Below are 18,737 nucleotides of genomic sequence, written 5' to 3'. Positions count from 1 at the left end.
CGGCCCGACTCACGCGTAGTCCGGCTCGTCCCACCAGGGGTAGAAATCGGGCATGTCCCCGCTCACCGTGTCCGGATAGGCCGGCGGACGTTTCTCGAGGAAGCTGGCGATCCCTTCGTTCGCATCGGCGCTGCGGCTGAGGCGGTAGATCGCGCGGCTGTCGATCTTGTGCGCGTCCATCGGATGGCCGCTTGCCCCGTTGCGCCACAGCATCGCGCGCGTCATGCTGACCGACACGGCCGAGGTGTTGTCGGCGATCTCGCGGGCTATACCGCGAGCTGCGTCCATCAGCTCGCCCTGCGGATGGACCGAGCGTACCAGGCCCCGCTCGAGCGCTTCGCCGGCATCGAAAATCCGCCCGGTCATGCACCATTCGAGCGCGGTCTGCATGCCGACGAGCCGAGGAAGGAAGTAGCTGGAGGCAGCCTCGGGCACGATGCCACGGCGCGCGAAGACGAAGCCATAACGCGCGGTGTCGCTGGCCAGGCGAATGTCGAAGGGCAGCTGCATGGTCGCACCCACGCCGACGGCCACGCCGTTGCAGGCGCCGATCAGCGGCTTTTTCGACTGGAACAGGCGCAGCGTGAGCCGCCCGCCGCCATCGCGCACGCGCTCGTCCGAAAGATCGTCCACCGGGTTCGGATCGGAGAAGACATGGCCGCCGCCTTCGGGCGTCAGGTCCGCCCCCGCGCAGAACGCCCGCTCGCCCGCGCCGGTCACGATCACCGCGCGCACGCTGTCGTCCGCGTCGGTGATGTCCATCGCCTTGATGATTTCATCCATCATCGTGCGGGTGAAGGCGTTCATCTTTTCGGGCCGGTTCAGCGTCACGGTCGCGATACCATCGGCGATATCGAGCGTGATCTGTGTGAAGTCGGTCATTGTGGTCTCTCTCCCGTTCTCTCGATCGGGATGGAACACAAGGAACGCCGGTCTGGCAAGGAAAAGCCGAACAGGGGACGCAAGCGCCGCAGGTCGCCCGCACCCTGCAAGCGACTGCGCGGGCCGGCGCCTAGCCGCCGACGCCGAGCCAATAGAATTCGAACCGGTCGACGCCGGAGGCGAAGTTCTGCCGGTTCGCTTGGTATTCGGCCGATTTCTGGACCTTCTCGAAGCCGTCCAGCGAATCCCATTCGACGAAGGTGATCTGGCCGGGCGCAGGCGGCGTGCCGGCGTTCGCCTCGTAAGCCGGATCGTTGAACTTGGCGATGAAGCGCCCGCCAGAACGCGTCACTGCTTCTTCGATCCCGTCGAGATAGCGCGTGTAGTCCGCGCCGTTTTCGGCATCGAGCCAGGCGACGACCACCGTGTAGTGCTTGGCCGGGTCAAAGGTCAGCGCGAGGTCCTGCTCCAGCTCAACGGTGTAGATCTTCAGTTCCTCCCAGCCGTCCGGACGCTGGTCGCGATAGGCCGGCCATTCGGGATGCGCCTCGAACATCGTGAAAGAAGCCGCGTCGGGCCAGGAGAAGAACAGGAAGGCGCCGGGATCGTAGTCGCTCACGACCTTCTGGCGCACGCTGAGGCCGCCCAGCCTCTCGAAACCCAACCGTTCGGCCTGGGGCAGGACGAAATCGTAATAGGCCTGCCGGGCTGCGCGGCTGTTTTCGCGCGATTGCGGGGCAATGATCTGGAGGACCTCGCCCGCCTCGAGCGCGAAGGAGACGGGCTGCACCGGCGCCGCGGCCTCGGTCGTCTGCGCCAGGAGTGGCGAGGCGACCGGCACGGTGAAGAGCGATCCGGCGGCAAGGCAGGCGCAGAGCAGAGCGTTGCGGGGGGTGAGATGCACGGCGGTTTCCTTTGACCTATTGAAACGTTTGTGCACCAATATCGCGGTCAAATCGCCCGATCATGGCTAGACTTTGGCCACGAGTGGTGCAAAATCGTTCCAATGCAGGATTGGGACGATTACCGCGTCATTCTCGCCGTCGCGCGCGCCGGATCACTGCGCGGTGCGGCCGGCCTGCTCGGCCTCACCCACACCACCATCGCCCGGCGGCTGGCTGCGCTACAGGATCGCCGCGGCATCCTGTTCGAGCGGACGCCCACCGGCTACCTGCCCACCGAACAAGGGCAGGCGGTTATCGATACGGCCGAACGGATGGAGCAGCTCGACCTCGCAAGCGAGCGAGCAGTCAAGGCGCGCGGTGAGGCAATTTCCGGATCACTGACCGTCTCGCTGCCCGAACCGATTGCGCAGTTCCTCCTGCTGGAAGAGCTGGTCGCGTTTACAGAGCTCTATCCCGAAGTCGATCTCAAGGTCGAAACCACCGCGCGCTTCGTCGACCTCGATCGCTCGGAAGCCGATGTGGTGCTGCGCGGTGTGAAGCAGCCGCCCGAACACCTCGTGGGTCGGCGCCTGTTTCCTGCCGGCCTCACCTACTACGCCAATCGCGAGTACCTGGAGCGAACCCCACCGGACAAGCTGCGCTGGATCGCTCCGGTGGACGATGGCGTGTGGCCCGACTGGCGCGAGCAGTCGCCCTTCCCCGACGCGCCGGTCGCGCTGCGGATCGACGACATCACCGCCCGCCACCGCGCGCTGGTCGCCGGGCTCGGCCTCGGACGCGGCGCGTGCTTCATGGCCGATCCCGAACCCGCGCTCATTCGCCTTACCGACCGCCCGCCGGTTCCCCAGCAGGACATCTGGATCCTGACCCATCCGGACCTGCGCGGGACGCCGCGTGTGCGGGTCTTCATGGCCTTCCTGGCCGAAGCGCTGCTGGCGAAGCGTTCACTGGTGACGGGCGCGCGCGACTGACTTTCGGGTTCCCGATTCTGCGAAAAATATTCTGCGGAACGCGCGGCATGTCGGCCTCGTTCGATGGACATACCCTCACACGAAAATCAGGTGCTCAATGCCCACTATCGAAACCAACAACCCTGCCACCCGCGAGCCGCTGGAAACCTATCAGCTGATGACGAAGGACGAAGCCTTCGGGATCATCGACGCAGCGCATGAGGCTTTCCTCGACTGGAAGACCCGCAGCCACGAAGAACGCGGCGAAGTGCTGCGCGCGATTGCCAAGGTGCTGCGCGACAACACCGACCGCATCAGCGCTCTGATGACCGCGGAAACCGGCAAGCTGCTGCGCGACGGCAAGGGCGAAGTCGAAATCTGCGCCCGCATCTTCGAATACACCGCCGACAACGGCCCCAGCGTACTCGCCGATGAAGAGCGCACCCATTCGGGCGGCAAGAAACAGGGCCTGGTGACCTATTCGCCGATTGGCGTGATCTACTCGGTCCAGCCGTGGAATTTCCCGCTTTACCAGCCGGTCCGCGTGCTCGCGGCAAACGCCATGGCGGGCAACGCGGTGGTCCTCAAGCACGCCTCGATCTGCACCGGCAGCGGGCTGCTGCTGCGCGACCTGTGCCTCGAAGCGGGCCTGCCCAAGGGCCTGTTCGACGTGATCCTGGTCGATCACGACCTGTCGGACGAGATCATCGCCCACGACAAGGTCCGGGCGGTCACCATGACCGGCAGCGATGGCGCGGGCCGCCACATCGGTACCAAGGCCGCCGAAGCGCTGAAGAAAACCGTGCTCGAACTGGGTTCGAACGACGCCTACCTCGTGCTGGAAGACGCCGACGTCGAGCTGGCAATCAAGACCTGCGTCACAGGGCGCCTCTACAACAATGGCGAAACTTGCGTGTCGGCCAAGCGCTTTGTCGTGACCGAGGCGGTCTATGACCAGTTCGTCGAAGGTTTCGTCGAACGGATGAAGGCGGCCAAGATGGGCGATCCCACGAAGGACGACACCCAGCTCGGCCCGGTTTCCAGCAAGGAACAGTTCGACACGCTGGTCGAACAGGTCGGCAAGAGCCTCGATGGCGGGGCGACCCTGCTGTGCGGCGGCGATCCGGAAGACGATCCCGATGGCTGGTACTACCCCGCCACCGTGCTCGCCGACTGCAAGCCGGGCACTCCGGCCTATGACGACGAGCTGTTCGGCCCGGTCGCCTCGATCATCCGCGCGAAGGACGACGAGGACGCGATGCGCATCGCCAACGACAGCCGCTACGGCCTTGGCGGCGGCATTTTCACCAAGGACCAGGACAAGGCCGTGCGCCTTGCCCGCGAACACTTCGATACCGGCATGGTGCGGATCAATTCCTTCGGCGCGGCCGACCCCAACATGCCCTTCGGCGGGGTTAAGGATTCGGGATACGGCCGCGAACACGGCGGCTTCGGCATGAAGGAATTCGTGAACACCAAGGCGGTGTACCTTCCCTGAGGCAAGGCTGCGCCCTGCGCCCTCCTACCCCTGCCTGAATTTCAACGGAGCAATTCCATGAACATCCTTATCGCAGGCGCCACCGGCAACACCGGTACGCGCCTCACAAGAGAGCTGTGCGAGCGCGGCCACACGCCCGTCGCCCTGGTGCGCGAATCCTCCGACACCAGCGCCCTTCCCGAGGGCGCGCAGCAGCGCATCGGCGATCTCACCGATCTGGCCGACGATGTCACCGATGGCTGTCACGCGGTGGTCTTTGCCGCCGGATCGGGCGGCGACACCAGCGCGGAAATGACCGACAAGGTCGACCGCGACGGGGCCAAACGACTGATCGATATCGCGGCAAAGTCCGGCGTCGATCGCTTCGTCATGCTGAGTTCCGTCGGAGCGGACAATCCCGAGCCCGAGGGCAAGCTGGCCCATTACCTCAAGGCCAAGCACGAAGCCGATGAACATCTCAAGCAGAGCGGTCTCGACTACGCCATCCTGCGCCCGGTCAGCCTGACGGACGAAGGACCGACCGGCTCGGTTCGCCTGGGCGACGATGTCGATCCCAAGGGCGAAGCTGCGCGCGGCGATGTTGCCGTGCTGCTGGCCGATGCAGTCGAACAGGACAGCTGGAGCGGAGCGATCCGCCTGATGGAAACCGTGGGCTGACCGCTCAAGGTTTCCACACCGGAAACGACAACGCCGCCCGCGCAGCGATGCGCGGGCGGCGTCTTTTGTTTGCCAGAGGGCCTAGTGCTTAGCGCGGAGCCATGCGGATCGCGCCGTCGAGGCGGACGTCCTCGCCGTTGAAATAGCCGGTCTCAATCATGGTCATGGCGAGTCGGGCGTATTCTTCGGGGTAACCGAGGCGCTTGGGGAACGGGACGGATGCGGCCAGCGCTTCCTTCACCTGCGGCGGGGCGGCGTTCATCAGCGGGGTGTTGAAGATGCCCGGCAGGATCGTGTTCACGCGGATGCCTTCGCGCATCAGGTCGCGCGCGATCGGCAGGGTCATGCCGACAACGCCGCCCTTCGATGCCGAATAGGCTGCCTGGCCCATCTGGCCGTCTTCGGCTGCCACCGAAGCGGTGTTGACGATGGCGCCGCGATCGCCGTCCTCGCTCAGCGGATCGAGCGTCATCATGCCCGCTGCCGACTTGGCGATGCAGCGGAAGGTGCCGATGAGGTTCACCTGGATCACGAAGTCGAAGGCCTGCAGCGGGAAGTGCTTGATTTCGCCCGTCTGCTTGTCACGGCTGGCGGTCTTGATCGCGTTGCCGATGCCGGCGCAGTTGACCAGGATACGCTCCTGGCCGTGGGCTTCACGGGCCTTGGCGAAACCGGCGTCGACGTCTTCGTCGCTGGTCACGTTGACCTTGCAGAAGATGCCGCCGATGTCCTTGGCGACCGCTTCGCCCTTTTCTTCGTTCATGTCGAAGATGGCGACCTTGGCGCCCTTTGCCGCGATGGCGCGGGCGGTGGCTTCACCGAGACCCGAGGCACCGCCGGTGACGACGGCGGGGGTATTGCTGCTGACTTCCATGGATATTCCTCTCGTGGGATTAAGGGCTTTAAAGGGCTTCGACGATGGTCACGTTGGCGACACCGCCGCCTTCGCACATCGTCTGGAGGCCGTACTTCTTGCCGCGCGCCTTGAGCGCGTGGACCAGCGTGGCCATGAGCTTGGTGCCCGAAGCGCCCAGCGGATGGCCGAGCGCAATCGCACCGCCATTGACGTTGAGCTTGTCCGGGTCGGCGCCGGTGTGCTTGAGCCAGGCAAGCGGCACGGGCGCGAAGGCTTCGTTGACTTCGTAAAGGTCGATATCGCCGATCGACATGCCGGCGCGCTGCAGCGCGCGGTCGGTGGCGAACAGCGGCTCTTCCAGCATGATGACCGGATCGCCCGCCGTAACGGTGAGATTGTGGATACGCGCCATCGGGGTGAGGCCGTGGTCCTTCAGCGCCTGTTCGCTGACGACCAGAACCGCGCTTGACCCGTCGCAGATCTGGCTGCTGGTGGCGGCGGTGATCTTGCCTTCGGGGCTCAGCAGCTTGACGCCGGCAATGCCTTCGAGCGTGGCATCGAAGCGAATGCCTTCATCGACCGTGTGCAGCTGCTCGCCCTCGGGCGTCTCCACCGGCACGCCGACGATTTCCTTCTCGAAGGCGCCCGACTTGGTCGCCTCGATTGCCTTTTCGTGGCTGGCGAGCGCGAAGCGGTCGAGGTCGTCCTTGGAGAAGCCGTGCTTCTGGGCGATCATCTCCGCGCCCATGAACTGGCTCCACTGGATGCCGGGGTATTTCTCTTCGAGGCCGGGCGATTTGTAGTTCCCGAGGCCTTCCTTCATGTGGAACATCGCGGTCGAACCCATCGGCACGCGGCTCATGCTTTCCACGCCGCTGGCGATGACCACGTCCTGTGTTCCGCTCATCACCGCCTGCGCGGCGAACTGGATTGCCTGCTGCGAGGAGCCGCACTGGCGGTCGATAGTGACCGCGGGCACGCCTTCGCCGAGGTGCTTGCTGGCAAGCACGGCGTTGCGGCCGACCTGCATGGCCTGTTCGCCGCCCTGGCTGACGCAGCCCATCACGACATCGTCCACCGCCTTCGCGTCGAGGCCGCTGCGCTCCATGATCGCATCGAGCGACTGGGCGGCGAGATCGACCGGGTGGACACCGGCGAGGCGACCGCCGCGGCGACCCCCGGCCGTACGGACGGCTTCAACGATATAGGCTTCAGGCATAGTCATCCTCTTGTCGTATTTCTGGAAGCGGTAGGTTTTGAATAGGGACCGGTTGCGTAGGCCCGCCTTACGTAAACGTCAACCGAAAGGGGGCAGGCGGTTTCCGACTCTTGCCGAGTCGCACCGTGCAGGCGAAATTTTTGGCCAAACTCTAGGTGTGACATAGGCGTCACACCCCTCACGCCAATCCGTCCAGAGTGTAACAAAAGCTTTGCATTGGACTGGGCCATAAAGGCACATGCGACCTTCCACTGGAGGGATTGCGCATACGTATGGCCGGAAGGCATGTGCGGATTCTCCTTCTCTCCCAGGGGTTCCTTGGAGATCCGACCTCAGGGGTCGGTCGATCAATAGAGGGATTATCAGAGTGAAACTCCACACTTACTTCAAAGCCAGTGCGGCACCCGCCGCTCTCGGTCTTGCGCTGATCGCGCAGCCGGCGATGGCTCAGGACGACGGCGAAACCGCCGAAGCGCCTGCAGCTACCACCGGTCCTGCGATCGTCGTTACGGGTTCGCGCATTTCGAACCCGAACCTTGAGCTGGCCAGCCCGGTTAGCGTCGTCAGCAGCGACGACCTTGAACTCGCCCAGACCAACGTTGCGGAAGAATTCCTTCGCGAACTGCCCTCGGCGGTTCCGAGCGTCGGTTCGGCCGTTAACAACGGCAACGGCGGTTCGAGCTTCGTCAACCTGCGCGGCGTTGGCTCCAACCGTAACCTCGTGCTGCTCGACGGTCGCCGCTTCACGCCGGCTGACACGACCGGCCGTGTTGACCTTAACAACATTCCGCTCGCCGTTATCGAGCGTACGGAAATCCTGACCGGCGGCGCAACCACCACCTACGGTGCTGACGCTATCGGCGGTGTTGTTAACTTCATCACCAAGCGCGACTTCGAAGGCGTCGAAGCAACCGCTTCGCAGCAGATCACCGAAGAAGGCGACGGCAACGTTTTCCGTGCCGACGTCACCATCGGTGCCAACTTCGACGACGGCCGCGGTAACGCAGTCCTGAGCATCGGCTACCAGAACCAGGACGCCGTCTACCAGGGCGACCGTGACTTCTCGCTGTTCAACATCGGTTCGTTCAGCGGCAACCCCTCGGGTTCGTCGAACTCGATCCCCGCAGTTATCGTCGGCCCCGTGCCGTCGGGCTTCGGTCAGATCGCACCGGACGGCGTTGGCTTCCGTGACGGCAGCTTCTACCAGCCGTTCAACTTCAACCCGTTCAACATCTTCCTGACGCCGTTCGAGCGCTTCAATGTTTACGGCTCGGCCCGTTACGAAGTGTCGGACGCTGTGGAAGTGTTCACGCAGGCTTCGTTCTCGAAGAACACCGTCTCGACGATCATCGCTCCGGGTGGTTCGTTCTTCAACACCTACCAGCAGAACCTGAACAACCCGTTCCTGCCTGCTGGTCTGGCACAGGCCTACTGTGACGGCCTCGGCCTCACCGCTGCCGAATGTACCGCTGGCATCAACACGCCGTTCGGTCCGACGCTGGCAGACGGTTCGCCGAACCCCGACTACGTCCAGTTCGGCAGCTCGATCCGTCGTCGTACGGTCGAAGCCGGCACGCGTAACTCGGACTTCACCACGACGCTGTTCAACCTGGTTGGCGGCCTGCGTGGCTCGATCACCGACAACATCAACTGGGAAGTCTCGGGCACCTACGGTGAGAGCGAGCGTATCCAGCGTCAGGGCGGCTTTGCTCGCTTCGACCGCCTCCAGCAGTCGATGCTCGCAATCCCCGACGGTGCTGGCGGCGTCCAGTGTATCGACACCTCGGGCGGCTGTGCTCCGATCAACCTCTTCGGTCTTCAGGGTAACCTGGGCACCCAGGAAGCGATCGACTACGTCTTCAGCCTGACCCAGCAGGTGATCACCCAGGCCTCGCTGCAGCAGGTCCAGGCGATCATCGACGGTGATCTCGGCTTCGGCATCGCGCCGACCCCGATCTCGTTCGCAGTCGGTGCCGAATACCGTAAGTACACCGCAACCCGCCTGTCGGACGAAGCTTCGCAGACCCCGGGTGCAGTTGTCGGTGGCGGCGGTGCCGCTCCGGACATCGACGGTTCGTACAACGTGAAGGACGTCTTCGCCGAGCTCGTTATCCCGGTCATCGAAGACTCGTTCTTCCGTGAAGTGACCCTGGAACTCGGTGGCCGTTATTCGGACTACTCGACCGCAGGTGGTGAATTCACCTGGAAGGCCGGCGGTACGATCACTCCGATCGACGAGCTGACCATCCGTGGTAACTACCAGCGTTCGTCGCGTGCGCCGAACATCGGTGAGCTGTTCTCGCCGGTCACCACTGGCCTGTCGAACCTGGCAGTCGACCCCTGCGCGGGCTCGAACCCGGTTGGCAACGCTGCCCTTACCGCAGTCTGCGTCCAGCAGATCGTGGCTGGTGGCGCCAGTGCCGCAACGGCCCAGAGCCTGATCGGCAGCATCCTGCAGCCGGCAGCTGGCCAGATCAACGTCACCGGTGGCGGTAACCCGCTCCTCGGCGTTGAAACGGCAACGACCTGGACCATCGGTGCGATCATCGAACCGATCTACAACCTGTCGCTGACCGTCGACTACTGGAACATCAAGGTCGAAGACGCGATCACGAGCCCGGCCGTGGCCGACATCACCGGTGGCTGCTACAACGCCCCGAGCACGTCGAACCCGTTCTGCTCGCTGATCTCGCGTAGTGCGACGACTGGTGGCCTCGACGGTTCGCCGAACGAAGTTCTGGGTCTGCTCCTGCAGTCCTCGAACCTCGGCCTGATCAAGACCGACGGCATCGACATCAGCCTGCGTTATCGTACGGACCTCACCGACAACATCGGTGTGCGTTTCTCGACCGACGCAACCTGGGTCAACAAGAACGTCTTCCAGGCAACCCCGACTTCGATCGAACGTGACTGCGTTGGCTTCTACTCGGTCAACTGTGGTTCGATCCAGCCGGAGTGGGTGGCCAACACCCGCCTGACGTTCTCGTTCTTCGATGAGCTGGATGTCTCGCTCCTGTGGCGTTACCTCAGCGGCGTCGAGTTCGAGCCCCTGCAGCGTGCTGCAAGCGGCGACGCCTTCATCGGCCAGATCGGTGCAGGCGCTGGTCCGGTTTCGGGTCAGGACGTCGACTTCAACGAGATCCCGTCGGAAAGCTATTTCGACCTGAGCGCTCGTTGGGCGGCCACGGAGAACATCGAGTTCGTCGTGACGATCCAGAACCTGTTCGACAACGATCCGACGATCGTCGGTTCGGACATCGGTTCGACCGCGTTCAACTCGGGTAACATCTACCCGTCGACCTACGACGCCCTCGGCCGTCGTTACGCGGCTGCGGTGAAGCTTCGCTTCTAATCGCATCCAACGGATGAAAAGAGTGGGGGCGGTGCTTCGGCACCGCCCCCATTTTTTTGGCCTGATGGCCCTGGTCGAACGGGCCTCGACCGCCCGCATTTCTCCCTCGCCCCCCCTGTGTGGTATCCTCGCTTTGCCGAGCTACCTCTGCTTGGCCTCAATCCCTACGCACTGGAGCGAATTCTATGAGCCGTCTCCCACTGATCCTGGCAGCTGCCACGCTGGCCGTGCTCCCCCTCACCGCCGCTGCGCAAACCGGGACCACACCCGCCGCAACGGCACCGGCTGAGGACGCCAAGGCGGAGGACCCGGTAATCTGCCGGACGGAGAAGGTGATCGGCTCGCGCGCAAAGAAGCGCAAAACCTGCATGAAGCGCTCGCAATGGGCGGCTGTCAGCCGGAAGGGCAACACCTTCGCTCGCCAGATGGTTATCGACCACGCGTCGATCTACAGCGCTCACTGATATCCGGATCACAGACTCGCTTTCGTCGGGCCGGCCAGGCACCGCCGATTTGTCCCTGATGGGCCGAACCGGGGGTTTCTTTCGTTCTGTAACAATGCAATGCTATAGGCTGCCCCAGCTAACGGAGAATATGATGCGAACCCTTTTTGCTGCCACCGCCGCGACCCTGCTTCTGGCCAGCGCTCCCGCTCTAGCCCAGACCAGCACGGACGAGCCGGAACGCGACGCCAAGGGCAAGATCACCGACAAGACGCACCCCGACTACGTAAAGTGCCGCACCGAATCCGTGATCGGCTCGCGCGCGAAGAAGCGTCGGGTGTGCCTGACGAACCGCGAATGGGAACGCGTTGCCCGCGATGGCAATAACGTCGCCGATCGCCTGGTCGAAGACATGGCTTCCGGCATGACCGGCAACTGATCGAGACGCCTCCGTTTCAGGAGGTCGGAAGGGGTCGCAACCGGCGCAACAGCCGGTCCCGGACAATCGACAGCTTCGAAACGGAGGCATCTTATGACGAACACCTACCTGCGCCCCCTGGCCCTTGCGGCCGTAGCGGGCGCGCTGGCTCTCTCGGCTCCCTCATCCGCACAGGAACCGGAAACCGCTGGATCCGGCGAAGCCGCAGCTGCGGACACCAAGGCCGAGGATAAGAAGCTCATCTGCCGGACCGAGAAGGTCATCGGGTCGCGCGCCAAGCGCCGCAAGACCTGCCTGACCCGCGCGCAGTGGGAACAGGTAGCGCGCAAGGGCAACGCCTTTTCCCGGGCGCTTGTCGCAAACGCAGCAACCGGCATGTGGGACGGCGCCCCGGACACTCCGGGCAACTAATCCCTCTCCAGTCAGACTAAGCGAGCAGGCTTGCTCCGGGCGCAATATCGATTCCCGCGCTCTGCGCCACTGCGCGCACCCATTCGGCGACCTTGGCAATCTCATCCGCGTTCGCAGCGCGCGTGGCCGCGATCTGCTCTTCGCGGTCTTCGCGCGAATAGTCGGAGCGATCCTTGGAATTCTGCGTGAAAGCGGGCCCTGTGGCGATCGTGGCCGCCTCCCCCTCGCCAAGTTCCAGCCCGAAATGCGAGAAACTGGCGCGGACTGTCGCTTCCGGATCGGCCAGCAGTGTCCGGCTGTCGCACAGCTTGATGCGATCCGCGCCGAAACGTTCGAGCAGCCGCGCGTAAATCCCGTGATGCGATAGCCAGCCCAGCCCTGCGACCTGCAAATCGGTCAACTCGAACAGCTCCTCGCCGCTCAATTGTTGCGCGACAACGCCGTCCTGTACCTGGCCGAGCAAGGCCTGGCGCACCCAGCGGCGGCCCCACAAACCCTTGACCGCGATGGAGGACAGGAAATCGTCGATCGGGGCGTAGAGCAGGATGGCCCGCGCATCCGGCCGCAGCCCCATCATGGCGGGAGCCAGCGAATTGACGATGTTCGATGGCTTCACCACCACCGCCTTGTCGCCCTCCATCGGGCGGGCGAGCAGCGCCAGCGCGGTATCGAGGACAGCGGCGATCCTCTGCGGCTCGGCCCCGCGGCGGCGCCAGCCGACGATGTCGTTGAGCACCACCGGTTCTTTCAGGCCCATCGCATGACCCGGCGCATCGAACATGCGCGCGACCAGCGTCGAGCAGCAATAGGCGGAGTGGAACACGAAATGGATCGGTCCCGTCGCCAGCGCCTTACGATCGATGGAGCCCGCGGCGACCGGTGTCGCCTTGTCCGTGCCGGTCAGGTGCTCTTCGGTCAGGAAGGTGACCGCGCGCTGCGCCTCGCGCGGGAGGTGCAGGAAGCGAAAAGTGTCGCCCATCTCGTCGTAGCGATGGGGCAGCCAGGCGGCGTCGCCGAGTAGGGATGCGTCAGTCATGCGAAACGGTGTGGCTCTACGCGGCTCAGCGCACGCGGATGACGCCCTTGAAGCCGGTCTTCTCCGGAATGCGGACCCGGTAGCCGCCCATCCCGCTCTCGCTGATGATGACCGTCATGCCGGGCTTGATGCGGGCGCGCAGACCGCCGCTGCTGGTGAGACGCCAGACCTGGCCGTTGTCGAGGCCGAAGGTGATCATGCCGGAGCGCAAATCTTCATCGACGCCGCTGACGACCGCCTCAAGTTCGGTCATCCGCATGCCCGAATCGTCCACCGGCAGGCCGAAACGGTCACGGCGGTACTGGGCGCGCTTTTCCTTCAGCTCTTCGCTGACGCCGTATTGCGCGTCGAGCGCTTCGTCATAGCAGCGCAGGCGGTCCTTATCGCTGCCGATCTCGCGGCACTCGAGAAGCGCCTGCGAGCCGCCGTCCTGCGCCGAAGCGGCGGCGGGGAAGGCAACAAGGGCGGCGACAATCAGACCGGTGCGAAGCATGCGATTTCCTTTGCGAAACTGTCGTTGGTGCATGCCTAGCCAGCCAGCCGCCGCTTGGCCAGAAAAAGGGGCCCCGGATCGCTCCGGAGCCCCTTGGGGTTCTTTGGGTCAGGCCGAGGTCAGGACACCTTCATGTCGAGCGCGCCGTCGCCTTCGTCGATCTTCACCGTCGAGCCATCGGGCACATCGCCGGCCAGGATCATGTCGGCCAGCGGGTCCTGCACATAGCGCTGCACCGCGCGCTTCAGCGGGCGTGCGCCATAGACCGGGTCGTAGCCGACGCGGCCGAGCCACTTCTTCGCGCCCTCCGTCAGGTCGAGCACAATCTTGCGCTCCTTCAACAGCTTCTGCACGCGCGCCACCTGGATCTCGACGATCGGGGCCATGTGCTCCTGTGCGAGGCGGTGGAACAGGATGATCTCGTCCAGCCGGTTGAGGAATTCGGGGCGGAAGTGCCCGCGTACCACGTCCATCACCTGCGGTTCGACATCCTCGACCTTCTGGTCGTCCTCCATCTGGGCAAGATACTGGCTGCCCAGGTTGGAGGTGAGGATGATCAGCGTATTCGAGAAATCGACCACGCGGCCCTGCCCGTCGGTCAGGCGCCCGTCGTCGAGCACCTGCAGCAGCACATTGAAGACATCGGTGTGCGCCTTCTCGACCTCGTCGAACAGCACCACCTGGTACGGCCGGCGGCGGACAGCTTCGGTCAGCACGCCGCCTTCCTCGTAGCCGACATAACCCGGAGGCGCGCCGATCAGGCGGGCGACCGCGTGCTTTTCCATGAATTCGCTCATGTCGATGCGCACCATCGCGTCGTCATCGTCGAACAGGAAGCCGGCAAGCGCCTTGGTGAGCTCGGTCTTGCCGACACCCGTGGGACCGAGGAACAGGAAGCTGCCGAGCGGACGGCCCGGGTCCTGCAGGCCCGCACGCGCGCGGCGCACGGCCTTGGAAACGGCGTCGATCGCCTGGCTCTGGCCGATCACCCGCTTCGACAGGATGTTTTCCATGTCGAGCAGCTTTTCGCGCTCGCCTTCCATCATCTTGTCGACCGGAATACCGGTCCAGCGGCTGACGACACCGGCGATGTCGTCTTCGGTCACTTCCTCACGCAGCAGCGCGTTGTCGGTCTGGCCGCTGGCTTCCTCGAGCTTGGTCTCGAGCGCGGGGATCGTGCCGTATTGCAGCTCACCCGCCTTGGCGAGGTCGCCGGCACGCTGGGCCTGTTCCAGCTCGAGCCGCGCCTGATCGAGCTCTTCCTTGATCCGGCCTTCGGCGTGGATCTTGTCGCGCTCGTTCTGCCAGCGCGTAGTCAGCTCGCTTGACTGCTGTTCGAGTTCGGACAGCTCCTTGCGCAGTGCCTCGAGGCGGTCCTTCGAGGCGCTGTCGGTTTCCTTCTGCAGCGCCTGTTCCTCGATGCGCAGCTGGATGATGCGGCGGTCGAGGCCTTCGATTTCTTCGGGCTTCGATTCCACTTCCATGCGGATGCGGCTGGCCGCTTCGTCCATCAGGTCGATGGCCTTGTCGGGCAGGAAGCGGTTCTGGATGTAGCGGTCGGACAGGCGCGCTGCGGCAACGATCGCGCCATCGGTGATGCGCACGCCGTGGTGCAGCTCGTACTTGTCCTTGATGCCGCGCAGGATCGAGACGGTGTCTTCCACGCTCGGCTCGTCAATATAGACCGACTGGAAGCGCCGCTGCAGCGCGGGATCCTTCTCGACATACTTCTGGTATTCATCGAGCGTGGTTGCGCCGATGCAGTGCAGCTCGCCGCGCGAAAGGGCGGGCTTCAGCAGGTTGGAGGCATCCATGCTGCCTTCGCTCGCGCCCGCGCCGATCAGCGTGTGCATCTCGTCGATGAACAGGATGATCTGCCCGTCGGCGCCCTTCACCTCGTCGAGCACGGCCTTGAGGCGTTCTTCGAACTCACCGCGATACTTCGCGCCTGCGATCAGCGCGCCCATGTCGAGCGACATGAGCGTGCGGCCCTTGAGGCTGTCGGGCACGTCGCCATTGGCGATGCGCAGCGCGAGGCCTTCGGCGATCGCGGTCTTGCCGGTGCCGGGTTCGCCGATAAGCGCCGGGTTGTTCTTGGTGCGGCGGGCGAGAATTTGCACCGTGCGACGGATTTCCTCGTCGCGGCCGATCACGGGGTCGAGCTTGCCGTCGCGCGCCGCCTGGGTGAGGTCGCGCGCATATTTTTTCATCGCGTCGTAGCTCTCTTCTGCCCCGGCGCTGTCGGCGCTGCGGCCGCCGGTAACTTCCTGGATGGCTTCCTCGAGCGACTTGGCATCGACCATCGCCGCCTTCAGCGCCTTGCCCGCGGGCGTGTCGCCAAGGGCAAGCGCCTGCAGCAGGCGCTGCACGGGCACGAAGCTGTCGCCAGCCTTCTCCGCCAGCTGTTCGGCCTGGTCGAGCGCACGCACGGCGTCGTTGTCGAGACCCGGCGTCTGCTGGGCTCCGCCACCCGAAACGGCCGGCACCTTGGCCAGCGCGTTGTCGATTTCGGTAATCGCCACGCCCGGATTGCCGCCCGCGCGCTGGATCAGCTGCGCGGCCATGCCCTGCTCGTCGTCGAGCAGCGCCTTGAGCAGGTGCGCGGGCGAAATCCGCTGGTGGTTCATGCGGATAGCGACGGTCTGCGCCGCCTGCAGGAAGCCCTTGGCGCGGTCGGTGAACTTTTCGAGATTCATGCAAACACCCCAATCAATAATGCCGCTCGAATATGGTGTTGCGATAATGCAACACAACCCCTCCCCCGCGTTTTCTCGCGAGGTGTGTTACTCGCATATAGGGGTCAGGACCGCGTTGACGAGGGGGAGCGACAAATTTTTGTCCCGGATTGACCGCGCGGCCCGACCGCGCAAGTCTCTGCTCCATGACAGCTTTCGACGAGTGGCGCGCCCGTTCCCCCTTCTATGACGAGACCCATGAGGCGCTCGCACAAAGCGTGCGGCGCTTCGTCGAGCGCGAGATTTCGCCGCATATCGACCGCTGGGAGGCGGAAGGCGAATTGCCGCGCGAGCTGCACCGCAAGGCGGCTGAGGCGGGCATTCTCGGCCTGCGCTATCCAGAGGAATACGGCGGGCACGAGGAAGGCTTCGACATCTTCCACGGGCTGGTGATCACCGAGGAACTGGCCGCCGTCGGCGCGGGCGGCCTCGGTGCCTCGCTGATGACGCATGGGATCGGCCTGCCGCCCATCCTTGCGCTCGGATCGGACGAGCTGAAGCAGCGTATCGCCCCGCCCGTCCTGGCGGGCGAGAAGATCATCGCTCTCGGCATTACCGAAGCGGGCGGCGGCTCTGACGTCGCGAATCTTGCCACCACGGCGGTGCGCGACGGCGACCATTACGTCGTCAACGGCGGCAAGATGTTCATCACCTCCGGCATGCGCGCCGACTGGCTCACCTGCGCCGTGCGCACTGGCGGCCCAGGCGCAGGCGGCATTTCGCTGCTGCTGATCGAAATGGACAGCGAAGGGGTGGAGCGGACCCGGCTCGACAAGATGGGCTGGCGCTGTTCCGATACCGCCGCGATCCATTTCTCCGACGTACGTGTGCCTGCGGAGAACCTCATCGGGCCGGAGAACGGCGGCTTCATCGGCATCATGCGCAATTTCAATGGCGAGCGGCTGGGTATGGCGATGGGCTGCTGCGCCTATGCGCGCGTGGCCATGGCCGAGGCCGCAGACTGGGCGCAGAACCGCGAGACCTTTGGCAAGCCGCTGGTCGGCCACCAGTCGATCCGCATCAAGCTCGCCGACATGGAACGCCAGATCGAGGCGACGCAGGCCTGGGTGGACCTATGCGCCTGGCAAGTGCGCGAAGGCCGCGACCGTCCCGCCGATTTCGCCATGCTCAAGGTCCAGGCCACCCGCATGCTCGAACATGTCGCGCGCGAGGCGGCGCAGGTGCTCGGCGGCGCGAGCTACATCACCGGCAGCAAGGTTGAGCGGATCTACCGCGAGGTGCGGGTGAACGCGATCGGCGGAGGCAGCGAGGAAATCATGCTCGACCTTGCAGGCCGGCAGCTGTTCGGCGGGTCGCGCTAGCCGGCGCCCACGCCTTCGAGGCCGGGCACCATGACGGTGCGATCGCCGCCGAAGTCTTCGCGCACGACCACCAGGCCCTGCCGTTCCAGATGGTCGAGCAACCGGCGAATACGCCCCGGAGAGCTCGTGCCATAGGCACGGGCCAGTTCGTTTTCGTCGACCTGGGTTTCCCCGGCATGGGCTGCCTTTGCGATCACCAGGAAGGGGCCGAGCAGGTCCTCTTCCACCGCGCTGGCAAGCTGCATGATCCGCGCCTGCATCGCCTCATCGAGTTCGTCCAGCCCAGCGCCCGCAATGGCGAAACGGCGGCGGAAGGCGCGCATATCGGGCATCGGGCCGATAAGCCGCTCGCGGCGGCAGCGCGTCAGGAAAGTCTGGTACTGCGCGCTGGCCGACTGGAAGGCGATGCCCTCCTCGCCCGCCAGTTCGGCGATCAGTTCCTCGATCCGGATGGCGACGTGCGAGGTGTCGATCGGTTCGGCTGGCGCATCGACTTGGCGTTCCTCGGCGCGGGCGATGCTGTCTTCCATCTCATCCACCCGCGGGGCGGGCGGCGGCGCCGGAGGAGGCGGCGCGGCGGCGACTTCGCTCGCCAGATCGGCGGTGAGCAAGGCTTCCATGTCTTCAGGCGCGGTGTCCGGCAGCGCCATCAGCCCTTCGCTCTGCACCGTATGGCCGGTCTGCACCGGGCCGATCTTGCAGGCGAGCGGCACGCGGGTGATGGCCGGGCCGAGCGCGAGGAAATGCCCGCGCTCGAGCTCGCGGATGCGCTCCGCCTGCCGCCGCTCCATGCCCAGCAGGTCGGCCGCGCGCACCATGTCGATATCGAGGAAGGTGCGCCCCATCAGGAAGTTGGAGGCTTCGGCGGCCACGTTCTTGGCCAGCTTCGCCAGCCGCTGGGTCGCGACAATCCCGGCAAGGCCGCGCTTGCGCCCGCGGCACATCAGGTTGGTCATGGCGCCTAGCGTCATTCGGCGGGTGTCTTCCGCCATCTCGCCTGCGGCGGCGGGCGCAAACATTTGCGCTTCATCGACCACAACCAGCGCGGGGTACCAATGTTCGCGCGGAGCATCGAACAGGGCAGTCAGGAACTGGGCGGCGCAGCGGATCTGCTGTTCGACCTCCAGCCCGTCGAGGTCGAGCACCACGCTGGCGCGGTGTTCACGGATGCGGCGCGCCAGCGCCTCGATCTCGGGCGGAGAGTAAGCGGCGCCGTCGATCACCACATGGCCGAACTTCTCGGCCAGCGAGGGGAAGTCCCCTTCCGGGTCGATCACCACCTGCTGGACCATTCCAGCGCTTTCTTCGAGCAAGCGGCGCAGCAGGTGCGACTTGCCGCTCCCCGAATTGCCCTGGACGAGCAAGCGGGTCGCGAGAAGCTCCTCGATATCGAATTCGACCGGTTTGCCGGAGGATTCGTGGCCGATGGTGATCTGCGCTGTCACAGAGGTCTGGGTAGCGCGGCGAATCCGCAAACGGGAACAGGCGTTCGCGCGGTTTTGCCCAACCGCATTGCGGCTGGCCCGCCCTGCGGCTAGG

Annotated in this window: 16 protein-coding genes; 8 read left to right on the top strand and 8 right to left on the bottom strand. The window is 64.8% G+C overall.

Features of this window, described 5'->3' with window-relative positions:
* Positions 1-9: 9 nt before the first annotated feature.
* Together KUV82_RS04650 and KUV82_RS04645 are read right to left on the bottom strand one after the other, a co-directional pair.
* Positions 10-882: a crotonase/enoyl-CoA hydratase family protein gene (locus tag KUV82_RS04650; RefSeq protein ID WP_219955722.1), complete on the bottom strand. Its 873-nt coding sequence runs from the start codon at positions 880-882 to the stop codon at positions 10-12.
* A 130-nt stretch (positions 883-1,012) separates the two neighbouring features.
* A complete protein-coding gene (locus KUV82_RS04645; RefSeq protein ID WP_219955721.1) occupies positions 1,013-1,786 on the bottom strand; it encodes a DUF1330 domain-containing protein in 774 nt (257 codons plus the stop codon).
* Between the two features lie 102 nt (positions 1,787-1,888).
* Here KUV82_RS04645 and KUV82_RS04640 point away from each other — a divergent pair, with 102 nt between their 5' ends.
* The 3 genes from KUV82_RS04640 to KUV82_RS04630 all read left to right on the top strand — a co-directional run bounded on the left by KUV82_RS04640 (position 1,889) and on the right by KUV82_RS04630 (position 4,892).
* A complete protein-coding gene (locus tag KUV82_RS04640) occupies positions 1,889-2,758 on the top strand; it encodes a LysR family transcriptional regulator (protein WP_219955720.1) in 870 nt (289 codons plus the stop codon).
* A 97-nt stretch (positions 2,759-2,855) separates the two neighbouring features.
* The gene (locus tag KUV82_RS04635; RefSeq protein WP_219955719.1) at positions 2,856-4,235 is read left to right on the top strand and encodes an NAD-dependent succinate-semialdehyde dehydrogenase; all 1,380 of its coding nucleotides are present in this window, start codon (positions 2,856-2,858) and stop codon (positions 4,233-4,235) included.
* Positions 4,236-4,292: 57 nt separating this feature from the next.
* Positions 4,293-4,892 (top strand): SDR family oxidoreductase, encoded by a 600-nt coding sequence (locus KUV82_RS04630; RefSeq protein WP_219955718.1) that lies wholly within the window; start codon positions 4,293-4,295, stop codon positions 4,890-4,892.
* An 88-nt stretch (positions 4,893-4,980) separates the two neighbouring features.
* Here the strand turns inward: KUV82_RS04630 and KUV82_RS04625 are convergent, their stop codons facing one another.
* Together KUV82_RS04625 and KUV82_RS04620 are read right to left on the bottom strand one after the other, a co-directional pair.
* On the bottom strand, positions 4,981-5,766 hold the full coding sequence (locus tag KUV82_RS04625) for an SDR family NAD(P)-dependent oxidoreductase (RefSeq protein WP_219955717.1): 786 nt from the start codon (positions 5,764-5,766) through the stop codon (positions 4,981-4,983).
* Positions 5,767-5,794: 28 nt separating this feature from the next.
* A complete protein-coding gene (locus tag KUV82_RS04620) occupies positions 5,795-6,967 on the bottom strand; it encodes an acetyl-CoA C-acetyltransferase (protein ID WP_219955716.1) in 1,173 nt (390 codons plus the stop codon).
* A 367-nt stretch (positions 6,968-7,334) separates the two neighbouring features.
* On the opposite strand from KUV82_RS04620, the gene KUV82_RS04615 reads away from it, so the two are divergent.
* From KUV82_RS04615 to KUV82_RS04600, 4 genes are all read left to right on the top strand, one after another.
* Positions 7,335-10,319 carry a TonB-dependent receptor domain-containing protein gene (locus tag KUV82_RS04615; protein ID WP_309148096.1) on the top strand — a complete coding sequence of 995 codons (2,985 nt, stop codon included), beginning with the start codon at positions 7,335-7,337 and terminating at the stop codon, positions 10,317-10,319.
* Between the two features lie 185 nt (positions 10,320-10,504).
* Positions 10,505-10,783 carry a hypothetical protein gene (locus KUV82_RS04610; protein ID WP_219955715.1) on the top strand — a complete coding sequence of 93 codons (279 nt, stop codon included), beginning with the start codon at positions 10,505-10,507 and terminating at the stop codon, positions 10,781-10,783.
* 130 nt (positions 10,784-10,913) lie between these two features.
* Entirely contained in the window at positions 10,914-11,201 is a 288-nt protein-coding gene (locus KUV82_RS04605) for a hypothetical protein (protein WP_219955714.1), read from the top strand.
* A gap of 93 nt (positions 11,202-11,294) precedes the next feature.
* Entirely contained in the window at positions 11,295-11,612 is a 318-nt protein-coding gene (locus KUV82_RS04600; protein WP_219955713.1) for a hypothetical protein, read from the top strand.
* A gap of 16 nt (positions 11,613-11,628) precedes the next feature.
* Here the strand turns inward: KUV82_RS04600 and KUV82_RS04595 are convergent, their stop codons facing one another.
* From KUV82_RS04595 to clpB, 3 genes are all read right to left on the bottom strand, one after another.
* Complete coding sequence (locus tag KUV82_RS04595) at positions 11,629-12,648, bottom strand: hypothetical protein (RefSeq protein ID WP_219955712.1); 1,020 nt, start codon at positions 12,646-12,648, stop codon at positions 11,629-11,631.
* Between the two features lie 25 nt (positions 12,649-12,673).
* Positions 12,674-13,141 carry a hypothetical protein gene (locus KUV82_RS04590; protein ID WP_219955711.1) on the bottom strand — a complete coding sequence of 156 codons (468 nt, stop codon included), beginning with the start codon at positions 13,139-13,141 and terminating at the stop codon, positions 12,674-12,676.
* 119 nt (positions 13,142-13,260) lie between these two features.
* Positions 13,261-15,837 (bottom strand): ATP-dependent chaperone ClpB, encoded by a 2,577-nt coding sequence (clpB, locus tag KUV82_RS04585; RefSeq protein ID WP_219955710.1) that lies wholly within the window; start codon positions 15,835-15,837, stop codon positions 13,261-13,263.
* Positions 15,838-16,022: 185 nt separating this feature from the next.
* Between clpB and KUV82_RS04580 the strand changes: the two genes are divergently transcribed.
* Positions 16,023-17,198 (top strand): acyl-CoA dehydrogenase family protein, encoded by a 1,176-nt coding sequence (locus KUV82_RS04580; RefSeq protein ID WP_219955709.1) that lies wholly within the window; start codon positions 16,023-16,025, stop codon positions 17,196-17,198.
* On the opposite strand, the gene KUV82_RS04575 is transcribed toward KUV82_RS04580, so the two are convergent.
* The gene (locus KUV82_RS04575; RefSeq protein ID WP_219955708.1) at positions 17,195-18,643 is read right to left on the bottom strand and encodes an ATP-binding protein; all 1,449 of its coding nucleotides are present in this window, start codon (positions 18,641-18,643) and stop codon (positions 17,195-17,197) included. The genes KUV82_RS04580 and KUV82_RS04575 overlap by 4 nt on opposite strands.
* Positions 18,644-18,737 lie beyond the last annotated feature (94 nt).

Source organism: Qipengyuania flava (assembly GCF_019448255.1).
Taxonomy (GTDB): Bacteria; Pseudomonadota; Alphaproteobacteria; order Sphingomonadales; family Sphingomonadaceae; genus Qipengyuania; species Qipengyuania flava_A.
The sequence above is the reverse complement of the archived record's forward strand: the minus strand, read 5'-3'. Positions and strand labels throughout refer to the sequence as shown.